This is a genomic window from Vibrio sp. LB10LO1, from assembly GCF_010092875.1.
Taxonomy (GTDB): Bacteria; Pseudomonadota; Gammaproteobacteria; order Enterobacterales; family Vibrionaceae; genus Vibrio; species Vibrio campbellii.
On record NZ_JAADJW010000019.1, the window covers coordinates 66,071 to 81,690 of the forward strand.

Consider the following 15,620-nt stretch of genomic DNA (forward strand, 5'->3'; position numbering starts at 1 on the left):
CTTAGTAGTAGTCGCGGATCAGAACTTCTGCGATTTGAACCGCGTTAGTTGCTGCGCCTTTACGTACGTTATCTGCAACAACCCATAGGTTTACGCCGCTGTGATGGCTGATATCGTTACGGATACGACCTACCATTACGTGGTCTTTACCGCCCGCATCGCGAACTTGTGTTGGGAAGTCTTCACCGTGGAATACTTCGATACCGTCAGTTTGCTCAAGCAAGTTAACGACTTCTTGTGCATCGATTGGTGAACGCGTTTCAACGTGAAGTGCTTCTGCGTGGCCGTAGAATACTGGCACGCGCACACAAGTTGGGTTTACGGTGATTGATGGGTCGTTAAAGATCTTTTGCGTTTCCCACACCATTTTCATTTCTTCTTTGGTGTAGCCGTTTTCCATCATCTGATCGATTTGTGGAATACAGTTAAACGCGATCTGTTGAGAGAATTGCTTCTTGTCGGCTGGCAGACCGTTTAGCAGCTTCGCTGTTTGACCTGCTAGCTCATCAATACCCGCTTTACCTGCACCAGAAACCGATTGGTACGTTGATACGTTAATACGCTCAATACCTACTGCATCGTGAATAGGCTTTAGTGCCACCAGCATTTGGATGGTTGAACAGTTCGGGTTCGCAATGATGTTACGGTTACGGAACTCTGCAATCGCTTCTGGGTTTACTTCTGGCACAACAAGAGGAATGTCGTACTCGTAACGGAAGTGTGACGTATTGTCGATAACGATAACGCCTTCGTCTGCTGCGATTGGTGCCCATTTCGCTGACAGTTCACCACCAGCAGAGAACAGAGCGATGTGCGCTTGTGACCAATCAAACTCTTCCACGTTTTGTACGCGAATTGTTTTACCATTGAAGCGGTAAGTCTTACCTTCACTGCGTTCACTTGCCAACAGGAAGATTTCGCCTACTGGGAATTTGCGCTCTTGAAGCACTTCCAAAATTGTTTCACCGACCGCACCGGTCGCACCTAATACGGCAACATTGTATTGCTGGCTCATTGACTTACCTCAACCTGAAAACCTAGTTCTGCTAATGGCGCAAGATTGCATGTTTCGTTGCCCACTAGCGTGACAGCGCTGTACTCGCGGCGATCCCAGTAGTTTTTACGCATCAGGTCAAAAGAACCTGGCTTACTGATTTCGCGGCGGAAAAGAGCGTCATCTTTACGCACATCATAGATTAACTGCGTGATGTTGTGCAGCGTTGCTTCATCCCATGCTCTGTCCAATACCATAGTAGGGACAGGCGCGGTTGGCAGTAAATCGCTGGCATGCGCACGTAATTCGTTATTTAAGAACTCACAGTAGCTGTTGAAAATCATCGTCGTACCGCGAGCTTTCCCTTCCAGACCATAGCCTGCAACGTGAGGGGTTGCGAATGCTAGCAGAGGCAGAAGCTCCATATCAACCTCTGGTTCAAATTCAAATACGTCGAGTGCCGCTGTAAAGCCGTCGTTTTTCAGTAAACGTTGCTTCAGCGCTTGGTTGTCCACAACTGGACCGCGTGCCGCATTGATAAGAATTTGATCGCTACGAAGACCATTTAACACCTTCTCATCAATCAAATGATGCGTTGGGTGTGGGCCATCTTTAGTGATAGGTGTGTGCAGCGTGATGATGTCAGAACGTTCGATGAGCTCTGCTAGCGGAGTGAAACTGCGAGAATCGCCCTCTTCTTGTTTGAATGGGTCATTGATAAGCACCTTGATGCCCATGCCTTTCAAACATTTTTCAAGGTAACTACCCACTTGGCCCGCACCGATGATACCAACGGTTTTATCGAAAACTGAGAAGCCTTGTTGTTGCGCTAGCACCATCATGACGCTGAACGCATACTCAGCAACGCCAACTTTGTTACAACCTGGCGCAGCGGTGAAGAAAATACCTTTCTCTTGCATCAACGTTTGGTCGACATGATCCATGCCCGCCGTCGCCGTACCCACGAACTTCAGCTTGTTTGCTTTGCTGATCAGTTCTGCATTTACTTTAGTAACCGAGCGAATCATTAGTGCATCTACATCCACTAAATCATCGGCTGTCAGTGTACGACCGGGTTTTAGAATCACTTCACCGAGTTGGCTGAATAGCTCTTCAGCGTACGGCATATTTTCATCAACAATAATTTTCATAGCGCCAGCGTTTAACATCCATTTGTATGAGTTCGTTTATTCGCAAGATGCGAAGCTAAAGCGATTGTGCCCTTTTCTTGAAAAATCTCAACAACTATACCCAAGTGACTTTCAAAAGCAGGTTTCAGAAAAGAAAAAGCCCGGCTAAATTAGCCGGGCAAAGTTCCAGAACAAAAGGATCCTATCCCGCTCTCCTTGGGATAGAGTCTGCGTCTGTTCGATCAGTTTGACTGATCAAGCTCTGGAAACTGGTTTGTTGGTCCGTTTACGCCGCTTGGGAAATCACAGTGATATTCCGACCAACAAATTCAGTTAGCTTTGGGTCGCTTACGCTTGGTACTTTTTGATTACCAATGTTGCGTTTGTACCACCAAAACCAAAGCTGTTTGACATAACAGTCGTTAGCTCAGCGTCACGAGCTTCCGTTACGATGTCTAGACCTTGTGCTGCTTCATCCAAGTTAGAGATGTTCACACTTGGCGCAATGAAGTTGTTGTCTAGCATTAGCGTTGAGTAAATCGCTTCGTGAACGCCAGCTGCACCTAGTGCGTGACCTGTCATTGCTTTTGTAGCAGAAATCGCAGGGCTGTTGTCGCCGAATAGCTCTTGGATAGCGCCTAGCTCCTTCACGTCACCTACAGGAGTAGAAGTGCCGTGTGTGTTGATGTAGTCGATAGCGTCAACATCTTGCATTGCCATCTTCATACAACGAACTGCGCCTTCACCAGATGGTGCTACCATGTCGTAGCCATCAGAAGTCGCGCCGTAACCTACGATTTCGCCGTAGATTTTCGCGCCACGAGCTAGAGCGTGCTCTAGTTCTTCGATAACCAGCATGCCGCCGCCACCAGAGATTACGAAACCGTCACGATCTGCATCGTAAGTACGAGATGCTTTTTCTGGCGTTTCGTTGTACTTAGTAGATAGTGCGCCCATTGCATCAAACATCATGGTTTGAGACCAATCTAGCTCTTCACCACCACCTGCAAATACGATGTCTTGTTTACCAAGTTGGATAAGCTCCATCGCGTGACCGATACAGTGTGCAGACGTTGCACAAGCTGAGCTCATTGAGTAGTTCACACCACGAATCTTAAATGGTGTTGCAAGACACGCTGATACTGTTGAAGACATAGTACGTGGAACCATGTAAGGACCTACGCGTTTTACGCCTTTCGCACGCATCGTGTCAGTTGCTACTGTTTGGTTTAATGCAGAAGCACCACCAGAACCAGCAACGATACCTGTACGATCGTTTGAAACTTGTTCTTCAGATAGACCAGCGTCTTCAATTGCCTGCTGCATTGATAGGTATGCATAAGCAGCCGCATCACCCATAAAGCGCATCTGCTTACGGTCAATAAATTCTGCAGGGTTGATTTTCAGATCACCCCATACCTGCGAACGCAGACCGTTTTCTTTAAACTGCTCAGACGCAGTGATGCCAGATTTGCCCGCTTTAAGAGACGCTAGAACTTCTTCGACGTTGTTACCGATACTTGAAACAATACCCATACCGGTGATTACGACTCGTTTCATTATGACATTCCTATAATTCAAAAATCCGCTAGATAATAACCAAGATAGTCAACAAAAGTGGTCAGCTTTCCCAGAAATTCGTACAATCGCCGAATTCTAACCGCGCCAAATCACATATTTGCACCATTATGACTTCGATTAAAAACGCAGAACTTGGTTGGAACGAAGCTGGTACACCGGTTTCTGACCAATTTGATGATGTTTATTTCTCCAACGTAAACGGTCTCGAAGAGACGCGTTACGTGTTCCTCAAACAAAATCATCTACCAGAAAGATGGCAGGAATTTGACCAAAGACGTTTTGTTATTGGTGAAACCGGATTTGGCACAGGGTTGAACTTCTTAGCCGTGTGGCAATGGTTTACCGAATTTCGTCGCGAATATCCAGAGGCAACGCTAAAAGAATTGCATTTCGTTAGTTTTGAGAAGTACCCACTTAGCAAAGCTGATTTAGAAAAAGCACATCAATCTTGGCCAGAATTGGCAGAGTTTGCCGAAAAGCTGCAACAGCACTACCCAGCCGCTGTGCCTGAGTGTCATCGCATTGTTTTAGAAGACGGCGCTATCACGCTCGATCTATGGTTTGGCGATATCAAAGACTGCATGCCGCTTGTTCCTTATGCTGAGCAAGGCTTGATTGATGCTTGGTTCTTAGACGGGTTTGCACCAAGCAAAAACCCAGAGATGTGGAATCAAAACCTATTCAACGGCATGGCAAAATTGGCGAAACAGGATTGTACGGTCGCAACCTTCACGGCTGCGGGCTTTGTGCGCCGCGGCTTAAACGAAGCGGGCTTTGCAATGAAGAAAGTCAAAGGCTTCGGCACCAAGCGTGAAATGATCGCAGGTTCGATGGAGCAACGTGAAGCGCATTCAAACCACCTACCTTGGTTCAACCGCACAGCATCGACCAATCATGATTCCATAGCGATTATTGGTGGCGGCATCGCCAGTGCAGCTCTGGCTAAAACGCTGGTTCGCCGCGGTCAGAATGTCACGCTTTACTGCAAAGACGCTCAACCCGCAGAAGGCGCGTCGGGCAATCGACAAGGTGCTGTATACCCATTGTTAAATGGTCCACACAAAGGCGTTTCACGCGTGTTCGCTCCGGGCTTTTTGTTTGCCCGTCAGTTTGTTGACCAAGCAGCGCAAGATATCCAATTCGATCACGATTGGTGTGGCATTACTCAGTTAATGTGGGATGACAAATCCGCAGACAAGTTAGAGAAAATGCTCGCAGGTAATTTCACGCCAGAGTTGATTCACAAGCTATCTGCTGAAGAGACGGCAGAGAAGATTGGCTTGCCGATCGATATGGCATCGGTCCACTACCCTCTTGGTGGCTGGTTATGCCCCGCTGAACTCACTCGTGGTTTGATTGCTGAACTGGAAAAAACAGAACTTTTTGAAGCGAAGTTCGAGCATCAGGTCAAGTCACTAGATTGGGATGAAGCGCGTCAGCTTTGGACATTGAAAGCGAACGGTCAAAGCTTTGAGCACTCAACCTTAGTGGTTGCTAACGGCAGTGAATTCCAAACATTAAGCCAAACTGCCGATCTACCAATGGGTCAGGTAAAAGGTCAAGTTAGCCACGCCCCTGCAACTGAAACGCTGTCTAAGCTGAAAACAGTATTGTGTTACGACGGTTACATGACACCTGTTAACCCGAATAATCAGCACTTGTGCATCGGTGCAAGTTACGACCGCAGTCACCTAGACTACGAGTTTGACGAGGAAGCTCAAAAAGACAACGCCGAGAAGTTGGTGCAGTGTCTACCGAACCAAGCTTGGACGAAAGAAGTGGATACCTCTGGCAACTTATCACGCCAAGGTATTCGCTGTGTTAGCCGTGACCACCTTCCGTTTGTAGGAAACGTAGGCGACTTTGAAACCATCAAAACGCAATATGCGGATCTGCAAAATCAACAAGAGCAAGACGTTGACGCGATTCACCAGTTCCCTAACCTATTCTGTTTCCTAGGTTTAGGCTCTCGTGGTTTGAGCTCAGCGCCCCTAATGGCCGAAGTGTTGGCATCACAAATCTGTGGTGACCCATTACCACTGCCTGTTGATGTACTGACCGAGCTGCACCCTAGCCGTATGTGGGTTAGAAAACTGCGTAAAGGTAAGGCGATTACTGAGCTGTAACGTGTTTCGAATACGCAAAGAACCCCTCCTAGCCTCCCCTTAAAAAGGGGAGGAACAAGTTCTTAGCCCCACATTCGTCTTCCCTCTTTCCAAGGCTGAGCTCGTGAGGGTTGTTCTGAGTCCCCCCCTCTTTGTCTCGTCTTGAAAAGTGGAAAAACAAGTTATGAACTCCGCATAGTCCTCCCCCTTTCTAAGGGGGAGTTAGAGGGGGTAGCTCTGAGAACAAACAACCACTTCTCGCCTCATTTTGAACAAGTGAAGAACAAGTTCTTAGCTCCGCATTAGTCCTCCCCCTTTCCAAGGGGGAGTTAGAGGGGGTTACCAGTTTTTAATTCAATGTCGCCACAGCCGCTTTCACTTGCTCGGCAATTTCCGCATTACGGAACTGACCCGTTTCCAAATCAAAGTTATCGTAGAAGCTTGGAACAGATAGCGATGCTTTCACTTCAGCACCAAAATAAGGCGCAGAGCCTGTTGCCGCAGCGAGAACCGTTTGTGCGCCACCAGGGCCAGGTGAAGTCGCTAAGTACACCGCTGGTTTGTTTTGGAATACGTTGCGCTCGATGCGTGTCGCCCAATCGAACAGATTTTTGTAAGCCGCTGGGTAAGAGCCGTTATGCTCAGCAAAAGAAATCACCAAAGCATCCGCTGTTGCGATGTCAGCAAGAAAAGATTTTGCGCCTTCCGCCTGACCAATTTCTTTCTCTTTGTCTTCACTGAACAAAGGAACATCATAGCGGTTAAGATCTAATACTTGCACGTCTGCACCTTCAACAAGGTTGGCAGCGTAAGTCGCGAGGGTTTTATTGATAGAGGTAGAGCTAGTAGAAGCGCCAAATGCGATAATTTTCATGGTTGTAATCCTTTGTTCACGTTTTGTACTCACTAGAGTAAAAGGTGAGCCCAAGTGCCACAACCACAAAAATTTTAAGGAGAGATTCGAAAATTTCGAAGGAGTTTATTTCAACTCTCTATTGCTTCAACCAGAAACTTAGAGCTGCCAATCGAAGCATATATAACTGAATGAGACTTAAGCTTGCGCTTGAAGCTCTTGCCATAGATCGCTCACGATCACACGATCGGCAGGCGTCAATTCTGAACGCGCTTCTTCAAGGCTGTTTTCAATGCGAGACTTCAGCTCAGTCACATCGTTAATGCCTTCTTCTTCACACGCTGCAGCAGACAGAGAAATGTGACCACGCAAATAACCACCAGCAAACAATTCATCATCCGATGCCGTTTCAATGCGAGCATCAATCAGTTCTAGTAGTTTTTCTTCAAATTCAATAATCATGGAGCTTCTCTGAGGTTATTTAACGATAAAGTCAGACGTTTCCAGCGGCTTGGTTTGGTAAAAGGCACACAACGCATCCGATAGCATTTTCACGCGAGGCGGAAGACCGTTTTCTAGAATACCCATTACTTCATTGTGCACTTTGTGCATGAAACCAAGACGATCTGGTTCAAAATCGCCGTGTAGATTGTCACAACTGACGTTAAAAGGGAAGTCAGCACTTTTCGCTAGAATCCACTCATACGCTTGAGGGCGAATTTCCACTTTTTCAAACTCAGCTTGAACCTCGGCTGTACGACCGTCAGGTTCATACCAGTAACCAAAATCTTCCAGCAAACGACGTTCTGGTCCTGCTACACACCAATGGGCAATCTCGTGCAGCGCTGACGCATAGAAACCACGAGCAAAAATAATCCGATGATGCGGATGCTCTTGGTCTGCTGGTAAATAAATTGGCTCATCACCACCAAGCTCCAACTTGGTATTAAAAGTTTCAAGAAACGTGTCGTTGAAGATGGCGATAAGGTCTTGATATTCGTGGTTCATCATCGATTCTGTACTTCAAATTGATATGCGGTGCGCATTGTCGCTGTTTTTATTCAACAGGTAAAGCCACACAACAAGTTTGGTTATTAGCTGGATTTATCTGAAAGTCGCTTTCTCCATACTATTTCTCATTCGTCACAGATCACATTTCCCACTACACTCACGCCTTATTTTTAAGCTTAATGATGGCGACATCAACGCCACTTAAAGCGAGATTCTTTTAGGGTTTAAGCCCCTTCCTCAAGGCTTGAATCTTTTTGGTAAGTTTTGCTGCTGTTTTCCTTAATCTCAAGGACTAAGACAGCGCCCTTTTATTTGAGTGTCCCCTTATGCTGCTAAGTGTGTTGTATATCATTGGTATCACGGCTGAAGCCATGACTGGTGCGTTGAGTGCTGGTCGAAGAAAAATGGATTGGTTTGGTGTTATGTTGGTAGCCAGTGCAACGGCAATTGGCGGTGGTACGGTGCGCGATATTCTTTTAGGTCACTACCCTCTAGGCTGGGTAAAGAACCCTGAATTCCTAGCAATCACATGCGTTGCGGGTGTACTGACAACTGGCTTGGCGAAGTGGGTAATTAAGCTGAAAGGTCTATTCATTCGTTTAGATGCACTTGGCTTGATCGTATTTAGCATTATCGGCACCAAGGTAGCAATTGGTATGGGCCTACACCCTGGCATTTGTATGGTGTCTGCGCTAGTCACTGGTGTATTTGGTGGCCTGCTACGCGATTTGATTTGTCGCCAAACGCCGCTTGTGCTGCATGAAGAGCTTTACGCCTCAGTAGCACTTATTGCATCTGGTTTATACCTAGCGTTACTTGAGTTCAACGTACCAGATGTAACCGCGACGATTGTCACTCTGATTACTGGTTACATGCTGCGTATGGCTGCAGTACGCTTCAAATGGCGCTTACCTTCATTCCACTTGGAAACGGAAGGTTCAATTCACTAATTGAATGCGAAACAAATTGAAACCCAATTAAAAAAGGCAGCTCATTGAGCTGCCTTTTGTGTATCTATCGATTTACGTTTCAAACTTAAATCTTTGGAGTCTCGGTTTGTACGCCATGGTTTTGACCACGGTGGCGTAACAAATGATCCATCACGACAATAGCCAGCATCGCTTCTGCAATAGGCACAGCGCGGATACCTACACATGGGTCGTGACGACCTTTAGTGATCAACTGAGTTGGCTCACCTTCTTTAGTGATGGTTTCACCCGGAACCGTAATGCTTGACGTTGGCTTAAGCGCAATGTTTGCAACAATCTCTTGACCGGTAGAGATACCGCCAAGAATGCCGCCTGCGTGGTTGCTACCGAAGCCTTCTGGAGAAAGCGTATCACGGTGCTCGCTGCCTTTTTGGTTTACCACATCAAAACCGTCGCCGATTTCAACGCCTTTCACCGCATTGATGCTCATTAGCGCATGCGCAATGTCTGCATCCAAACGATCAAATACAGGCTCACCAAGACCAACAGGTACATTCGTTGCCACAACCTGAATTTTAGCGCCAATAGAGTCGCCTTCTTTTTTCAGGTCACGGATAAGCTGATCAAACGCTTCGACTTTGTCTGCATCTGGGCAGAAGAACGCGTTGTTTTCGATTTCATTCCAATCCACTTTATCGATTGAAACGTCACCCATTTGTGACAAGTAAGCGCGGATTTCGACACCGAACTCGTCTTTCAGGTATTTCTTAGCGATTGCACCAGCCGCCACACGCATTGCCGTTTCACGAGCAGACGAACGGCCGCCACCTCGATAATCGCGCACACCGTATTTTTGGTGGTAAGTGTAATCAGCGTGTCCAGGACGGAACTTGTCTTTGATGTCTGAGTAGTCTTTAGAACGCTGGTCTGTGTTCTCAATCATCAGACCAATTGAAGTGCCTGTAGTTTGACCTTCAAATACGCCAGAAAGAATTTTTACTTCGTCCGGTTCACGACGTTGGGTAGTGTAACGTGATGTGCCAGGACGGCGACGGTCGAGATCCGTTTGCAGATCTGCCTCAGTGATTTCCAAACCTGGAGGGCATCCGTCTACGATACATCCTAGTGCGATACCGTGACTTTCTCCGAATGTCGTTACTCGGAAATGTTGTCCGATACTGTTTCCTGCCATTACTTCCTCAAGTTCTTGTCGCCACGCTCTCCATGAGCGCAACTGCTTTTCAATTCTTCGTGGAATCATAGTGGCGGTATTACGTTTTGATGTAAAGCCCGATTTGGTGGAAAAAACAAAACAGCCGAAATTTTGCAAGCTCAGTGCGAAGCGGATAAAAAAACACCGAGCACTGGGCTCGGTGTTTTCATTATTTGATCAACTCGTTTGTTTCGACTGACTTAGTCTTTGTACAGTTTGAACTCTTCTGCACACTCAACCAGCTGGTCACGCGTTAGCATGAATACGCCGTGACCACCGTTCTCGAACTCAATCCAAGTGAATGGAATTTGTGGGTACTGTTCCATCATGTGAACCATTGAGTTACCGACTTCACACACAAGAATACCATCGTCTGTTAGGTAGTCTGGTGCGTTAGCAAGAATACGACGAACCAGTTTTAGACCGTCAGTACCTGCAGCAAGACCTAGTTCAGGCTCGTGCGTGAACTCGTCTGGTAGGCTGTTCATGTCTTCTTCGTCCACGTAAGGTGGGTTAGACACGATCAGGTTGTACTTCTCTTTTGGAAGGTCGCGGAACAAGTCAGAGCGGATTGGGAACACTTGTTGCTCCATGCCGTGATCTTGTACGTTTTGCTCTGCAACTTGAAGTGCGTCAGTTGAGATATCGATCGCGTCAACTTCTGCTTCAGGGAAAGCGTGCGCACAAGCAATCGCGATACAACCAGAACCCGTACATAGGTCCATAATGCGTGTAGGCTCTTCCACCAACCAAGGCTGGAATTCCGCTTGAATCAATTCACCGATTGGAGAACGCGGCACAAGTACACGCTCATCAACGAAAAACTCAAGACCACAGAACCACGCTTTGTTGGTTAGGTATGCAGTTGGTGTACGCTCGTTGATGCGTTTTACTACACGCTCAACAATACGCAGACGCTCGCTTGTCGTAAGGCGAGAGTTCAATACGTGCGGAGGCACATCAATCGGCAAGTATAATGTTGGCAGGATAAGCTGAACCGCTTCATCCCACGCATTATCAGTGCCATGACCGTAAAACAGGTTAGCGGCGTTAAAGCGGCTTACCGTCCAACGAATCATATCTTGAAGGGTATGGAGCTCCGATACCGCCTCTTCTACAAAAATCTTATCCAAAATTGCCTCCGAAAAGCGCTACAATACTGCCATAAATTGTAAAAATGAAATTGTTTACCTAATGAGCAAAAAAGACACCGAACACGATGACGATTTCGCCTTGTTTAAGGATGCAGTACAGGGCGTAAAAAAGTTACGACAGGATACCATAATCCAGCAACCAAAAAAAAATACTAAGCAAAAAGAAATCACACGCTCAAACCGTGAAGCGAGTGATTCTGAATTTTACTTTTCCGATGAGTTTGTCCCGCTCCTAAATGCGGATGGACCAACTCGCTACGCGCGTGATGATGTGTCCACTTATGAAGTGAAACGTCTTCGTCGTGGCGTGTACGTGCCTGACGTCTTCCTAGACATGCACGGCATGACACAGCAAGAAGCCAAGCGAGAACTCGGTGCGATGATCGCGTACTGCGTGAAAAACGAAATCCACTGTGCGTGTGTACAACACGGCATCGGTAAGCACATTCTGAAGCAGAAAGCGCCGCTTTGGTTAGCTCAACATCCAGACGTAATGGCATTCCACCAAGCGCCTCTAGAGTTTGGCGGCGATGGTGCCCTACTGGTGCTGCTTTCTATTCCTGAGAAATAACCCACCGACTCCGAAAAGTATTTCGCTGACGCGCAAGAACGACAAAGGCAGGTTAACCCTGCCTTTTTGTTTTTCTCGAGCCATCATCCCGAGAACTATTGTTCTATGGCGTGATATGCCAAAGCACTTCACCGCGTTGTGTTTGCGGGTCAAACTCAATGCACACCAAGCCAGATGTCGGGAACATTGGCGGCGTTATGTCTTTCACAAATTCCGAGGTCAGGTATCCCACCAGCGGCAAGTGCGACACAAACAAAAAAGATTCAAGCTTCTCAACTTCAATCAACGCATTAGCGAAATCAAACACTTGGTCGGATTGACCGTAAGGCGTGATGTCTTCACACGTTTCGATACTTTTCGCCGAAAAGTGTGCGCTGATTTCTTGCCAAGTTTGCTGCGCTCGAATGTACGGGCTCACCAGTACCTTGTCGAATTGAGCAAAACCTTGCTCTTTACATGCTCGGGCAACTGCTTCCGATTCAGTTCTGCCTCTTGGGGTCAGTTGTCTTTCTGCGTCGGTGTTCGCAAAATGCTCTGCTTCACCGTGACGCAAGATAAATATTTTCATGTTATTTCCTAGGGATAGCTAACGCTACCAAAAGGTTGACTGCTATCTTTATACGGATAGCGGGCTAACTTTAATAATGTCGAAACAAAAATACTGATATAATTATCGGTTCATTATACCAATTCGCTTGCTAAAGATAGCGACTTTCTTAACAATCTATTAAAAAGAATATACTCAGTTCATCACATTCTACGATGAAGTTATGAACTCAGTGCATTCCTTCAAATAGCTCGAACCCCATAGCAATTTGCTGATGGGCTTATGCAGTACTCTTACGAATAACAAAAATGCGGCAAGCAGTATTTGTCGAAGCGCAAACTTTGCGCCTCCCCGCTCGGGGATCATAATTACTGTAATGCGAAATCTGGAGACGCATCGTGCACCTAAGTCCAAACGATTCAAATCAATACCGCTACATTACATTGAGTAATGCACTGCGCGTGTTGCTGATTCATTCCGACATGGCTCAACAGTCGGCAGCAGCCCTAGCAGTAAACGTTGGACACTTCGATGATCCGATGGATCGTCAAGGTCTGGCACACTATCTAGAACACATGCTTTTTTTGGGTACGGAAAAATACCCTAAAGTGGGCGAGTTTCAAAGTTATATTAGTCAACATGGTGGCACCAACAACGCTTGGACGGGCACCGAGCACACCTGTTTCTTCTTCGATGTCACACCAACCGCCTTTGAGAGCGCACTTGATCGCTTCAGCCAATTCTTTACCGCACCACTGTTTAACGAAGAAGCGTTAGACAAAGAACGCCAAGCGGTCGACTCCGAATACAAGCTCAAATTGAATGACGATTCTCGCCGTCTGTATCAAGTCAACAAAGAAGTCATCAACCCAGAGCACCCGTTTTCTAAATTCTCTGTCGGCAATTTGGATACGCTTGGTGACCGCGAAGGCAAATCGATTCGCGACGAAATTGTTGAGTTTCATCACTCACAGTATTCCGCTGATTTGATGACGCTGACTTTGTTTGGTCCACAATCTCTCGATGAGCAGCAAGCTTGGGTAGAGGCCATGTTTGCCGACATTCCAAACCACCAACTGCGCGGCAAATCGATTGATGTCCCTATTGGCAGCGAAGATAGCACTAGTATTTTGGTCCAAGTCGAACCAATCAAAGAGTTCCGTAAACTGATCCTCACGTTCCCAATGCGGGGAATGGACGCACACTACAGCGTGAAGCCTCTCTCCTACTTTGCTCACCTGTTGGGCTACGAAGGTGAAGGCAGTTTAATGCTTCAACTCAAAGAGAAAGGCTGGATTACTTCCCTCTCTGCAGGTGGCGGGGCGAGCGGCAGCAACTACCGCGACTTCACAGTAAGTTGCACCTTGACACCAAACGGTTTGGATCATGTCGATGACATCGTTCAAGCGGTATTCCAGTACCTCACCATGATCAAACAAGATGGCATGGATGAATGGCGATACTTGGAAAAACAAGCGGTATTAGAATCGGCTTTCCGCTTCCAAGAGCCATCACGCCCAATGGATTTGGTCAGTCATCTGGTGATCAACATGCAGCACTATCAACCGGAAGACACGGTTTATGGTGACTACAAAATGGCAGGCTACGATGAAGAGCTTCAACGTTCATTGTTGCAGTACCTTTCGGTTGAAAATGTTCGCATCACATTGATTGCACAAGGTTTAGAATACAACCGAACCGCAGAGTGGTACTTCACGCCTTACTCAGTCATCCCGTTTAGTGAAAACCAGCGTCGCTTCTATCATCAAATTGATCCGAGTTGGCAATTCGTTCTGCCAGAAAAGAACCCATACATTTGTTATGACCTCGACCCAAGACCATTTGAAAACGGCGGGTCGTTGCCAGAATTGGTTGAAGATCTCGAAGGTTTCCGACTATGGCACCTGCAAGATGATGAGTTCAGAGTGCCGAAAGGTGTCGTTTACGTCGCTATCGACAGTTCACACGCCGTTGCATCGCCGAAAAACATTGTGAAAACGCGCCTATGTGTCGAGATGTTCCTCGATTCTCTAGCCAAAGAAACCTATCAAGCGGAAATCGCGGGGATGGGTTACAACATGTATGCTCACCAAGGCGGCGTCACGCTTACATTATCGGGCTTTAGCCAGAAGTTACCTCAGCTTTTAGAAATGATTCTGCATCGCTTTGCAGCACGTGAGTTCAACCCAGAACGATTTGAAACCATTAAACAGCAGCTTCTTCGTAATTGGCGCAATTCATCTCAAGATCGCCCAATTTCGCAGCTTTTTAATGCACTGACAGGTTTGCTCCAACCTAACAATCCACCTTTTGCAACGCTGGTTGAAGCATTGGAAGAGATTGAGGTGGATGAGCTGTCTGTGTTTGTTGAATCGATTCTTGCCGAGTTGCATGTTGAGATGTTTGTGTATGGCGACTGGCAACGTCAGCAAGCTCATGACATGGCAACCACATTAAAAGACGCATTGCGTGTGAAAGAGCAGCGTTACGAAGAGGCACTTCGCCCACTCGTCATGCTGGGTGAAAATGGCAGTTTCCAACGCGAAGTGAACTGTAACCAACAAGATTCAGCGGTGGTGATTTATCACCAATGTGAAGACATCTCGCCGCGTAACATTGCGCTTTATTCCTTGGCGAACCACTTAATGTCGGCAACCTTCTTCCATGAGATCCGAACTAAACAACAGCTTGGCTACATGGTGGGAACGGGGAATATGCCGCTTAACCGCCATCCGGGGATTGTGCTTTATGTGCAGTCACCAAACGCGGCGCCAGCTGAATTGGTTACCTCAATCGATGAGTTCTTGAATGCGTTTTATATGGTGTTGTTGGAGCTTAACGAATACCAATGGCACAGCAGCAAGCGCGGATTATGGAACCAAATTGCAACGCCTGATACGACATTACGCGGTCGAGCGCAGCGCCTATGGGTAGCAATTGGTAACAAAGACACCGACTTTAACCAGCGTGAAAAAGTGTTGGAAGAGCTTAAAGAGTTGACCCGTACCGACATGATCCGTTTTGTGGTCAATGAACTAAAACCTCGCACTGCCAATCGTTTGGTGATGCATTCGCAAGGTATCGCTCATGAAGACGCGCCGCGTATCAACCTTGGTTTAGAAATTGGGTCGATTGAAGAGTTTCAGTTGCGCCCGAAAGATTTCGGTCTCGGATAAGAGACATAACCAAAAAAATGGCGCCAAATGGTAAAAATACTAATTTAGCTTATGCTGTAATAGCGTCGTTCAATAAACATACGTAAACACGGGGACAATATGAAAAAGCTACTTTTACTTGCTGCTGTACTGATGCCACTTGCTCCTGCAGCATATGCAGATATTACAATTAAAGGTGACGACTTCGAGCTAAGTGAGGACTGTTTGCGCCTTAGTGGTGATAACGTATCAATCAAATCTGATGACTGTTCATCAGGTAAGCATGATAAAGACCACAAAGGTAACGCAAGCGTCCATGGGGACGACAACCCTGGCAAAGGCCATGACAAGGGCAAAAAAGACAAAAAGAAATAATG

Annotated in this window: 14 protein-coding genes; 5 read left to right on the forward strand and 9 right to left on the reverse strand. The window is 46.8% G+C overall.

From position 1 onward, the window contains the following. Position 1: 1 nt before the first annotated feature. From GXP65_RS14965 to fabB, 3 genes are all read right to left on the reverse strand, one after another. Positions 2-1,015, reverse strand: a complete 1,014-nt coding sequence (locus GXP65_RS14965) for an aspartate-semialdehyde dehydrogenase (RefSeq protein WP_005433088.1) — start codon at positions 1,013-1,015, stop codon at positions 2-4. After that, positions 1,012-2,145, reverse strand: coding sequence for a 4-phosphoerythronate dehydrogenase (locus GXP65_RS14970; protein ID WP_077262511.1), 1,134 nt, complete (start codon positions 2,143-2,145; stop codon positions 1,012-1,014). The genes GXP65_RS14965 and GXP65_RS14970 overlap by 4 nt, the downstream gene beginning before the upstream one ends. Before the next feature lie 327 nt (positions 2,146-2,472). Next, a complete protein-coding gene (fabB, locus tag GXP65_RS14975) occupies positions 2,473-3,684 on the reverse strand; it encodes a beta-ketoacyl-ACP synthase I (protein WP_005433116.1) in 1,212 nt (403 codons plus the stop codon). A gap of 128 nt (positions 3,685-3,812) precedes the next feature. Between fabB and mnmC the strand changes: the two genes are divergently transcribed. Then, positions 3,813-5,831: a bifunctional tRNA (5-methylaminomethyl-2-thiouridine)(34)-methyltransferase MnmD/FAD-dependent 5-carboxymethylaminomethyl-2-thiouridine(34) oxidoreductase MnmC gene (gene mnmC, locus GXP65_RS14980; RefSeq protein WP_162093151.1), complete on the forward strand. Its 2,019-nt coding sequence runs from the start codon at positions 3,813-3,815 to the stop codon at positions 5,829-5,831. Between the two features lie 328 nt (positions 5,832-6,159). Here mnmC and GXP65_RS14985 read toward each other — a convergent pair whose 3' ends face one another. The 3 genes from GXP65_RS14985 to GXP65_RS14995 all read right to left on the reverse strand — a co-directional run bounded on the left by GXP65_RS14985 (position 6,160) and on the right by GXP65_RS14995 (position 7,671). Continuing rightward, the gene (locus tag GXP65_RS14985; protein WP_162093152.1) at positions 6,160-6,684 is read right to left on the reverse strand and encodes an NADPH-dependent FMN reductase; all 525 of its coding nucleotides are present in this window, start codon (positions 6,682-6,684) and stop codon (positions 6,160-6,162) included. Between the two features lie 177 nt (positions 6,685-6,861). Next, the gene (locus GXP65_RS14990; RefSeq protein ID WP_005433127.1) at positions 6,862-7,125 is read right to left on the reverse strand and encodes a YfcL family protein; all 264 of its coding nucleotides are present in this window, start codon (positions 7,123-7,125) and stop codon (positions 6,862-6,864) included. 15 nt (positions 7,126-7,140) lie between these two features. Further along, complete coding sequence (locus GXP65_RS14995) at positions 7,141-7,671, reverse strand: elongation factor P hydroxylase (protein WP_038893052.1); 531 nt, start codon at positions 7,669-7,671, stop codon at positions 7,141-7,143. Positions 7,672-8,000: 329 nt separating this feature from the next. Between GXP65_RS14995 and GXP65_RS15000 the strand changes: the two genes are divergently transcribed. After that, positions 8,001-8,624: a trimeric intracellular cation channel family protein gene (locus tag GXP65_RS15000; RefSeq protein ID WP_005433103.1), complete on the forward strand. Its 624-nt coding sequence runs from the start codon at positions 8,001-8,003 to the stop codon at positions 8,622-8,624. A gap of 85 nt (positions 8,625-8,709) precedes the next feature. Here the strand turns inward: GXP65_RS15000 and aroC are convergent, their stop codons facing one another. Together aroC and prmB are read right to left on the reverse strand one after the other, a co-directional pair. Continuing rightward, positions 8,710-9,795, reverse strand: coding sequence for a chorismate synthase (gene aroC, locus GXP65_RS15005; RefSeq protein ID WP_005433120.1), 1,086 nt, complete (start codon positions 9,793-9,795; stop codon positions 8,710-8,712). A gap of 221 nt (positions 9,796-10,016) precedes the next feature. Further along, positions 10,017-10,949 (reverse strand): 50S ribosomal protein L3 N(5)-glutamine methyltransferase, encoded by a 933-nt coding sequence (prmB, locus tag GXP65_RS15010; RefSeq protein ID WP_005433096.1) that lies wholly within the window; start codon positions 10,947-10,949, stop codon positions 10,017-10,019. A 61-nt stretch (positions 10,950-11,010) separates the two neighbouring features. Between prmB and smrB the strand changes: the two genes are divergently transcribed. After that, positions 11,011-11,541, forward strand: coding sequence for an endonuclease SmrB (gene smrB, locus GXP65_RS15015; RefSeq protein WP_005433105.1), 531 nt, complete (start codon positions 11,011-11,013; stop codon positions 11,539-11,541). Positions 11,542-11,644: 103 nt separating this feature from the next. On the opposite strand, the gene sixA is transcribed toward smrB, so the two are convergent. Then, a complete protein-coding gene (sixA, locus tag GXP65_RS15020) occupies positions 11,645-12,109 on the reverse strand; it encodes a phosphohistidine phosphatase SixA (RefSeq protein ID WP_162093153.1) in 465 nt (154 codons plus the stop codon). Between the two features lie 377 nt (positions 12,110-12,486). Here sixA and GXP65_RS15025 point away from each other — a divergent pair, with 377 nt between their 5' ends. Further along, a complete protein-coding gene (locus GXP65_RS15025; RefSeq protein WP_162093154.1) occupies positions 12,487-15,264 on the forward strand; it encodes an insulinase family protein in 2,778 nt (925 codons plus the stop codon). A 99-nt stretch (positions 15,265-15,363) separates the two neighbouring features. Then, the gene (locus GXP65_RS15030) at positions 15,364-15,618 is read left to right on the forward strand and encodes a hypothetical protein (RefSeq protein ID WP_005433107.1); all 255 of its coding nucleotides are present in this window, start codon (positions 15,364-15,366) and stop codon (positions 15,616-15,618) included. The last annotated feature ends 2 nt before the right edge of the window (positions 15,619-15,620 follow it).